This is a genomic window from Shigella sp. FC1967, assembly GCF_001743005.1.
Taxonomy (GTDB): domain Bacteria; phylum Pseudomonadota; class Gammaproteobacteria; order Enterobacterales; family Enterobacteriaceae; genus Proteus.
In genome coordinates this window covers 1-347 of sequence record NZ_MIIZ01001439.1, presented here as the reverse complement: position 1 = coordinate 347, position 347 = coordinate 1, and the positions used below count along the sequence as shown (strand labels likewise).

The following is a 347-nucleotide window of genomic DNA, read 5'->3' as shown; positions in this document are numbered from 1 at the left end:
TCACATCCTGGGGCTGAAGTAGGTCCCAAGGGTATGGCTGTTCGCCATTTAAAGTGGTACGCGAGCTGGGTTTAGAACGTCGTGAGACAGTTCGGTCCCTATCTGCCGTGGGCGTTGGAAGATTGAGAGGGGTTGCTCCTAGTACGAGAGGACCGGAGTGAACGCACCACTGGTGTTCGGGTTGTCATGCCAATGGCATTGCCCGGTAGCTAAAGTGCGGAAGAGATAACCGCTGAAAGCATCTAAGCGGGAAACTTGCCTCGAGATGAGTCTTCCCTGTCACCTTGAGTGACCTAAAGGAACGTTTAAGACTAAGACGTTGATAGGCTGGGTGTGTAAGCGTAGCG

1 rRNA gene is annotated in these 347 nt (G+C 53.0%); it reads left to right on the top strand.

Going from position 1 to position 347, the window contains the following annotated elements:
• Positions 1-347: ribosomal RNA gene (locus BHE89_RS22760) — 23S ribosomal RNA — on the top strand; the annotation flags it as partial.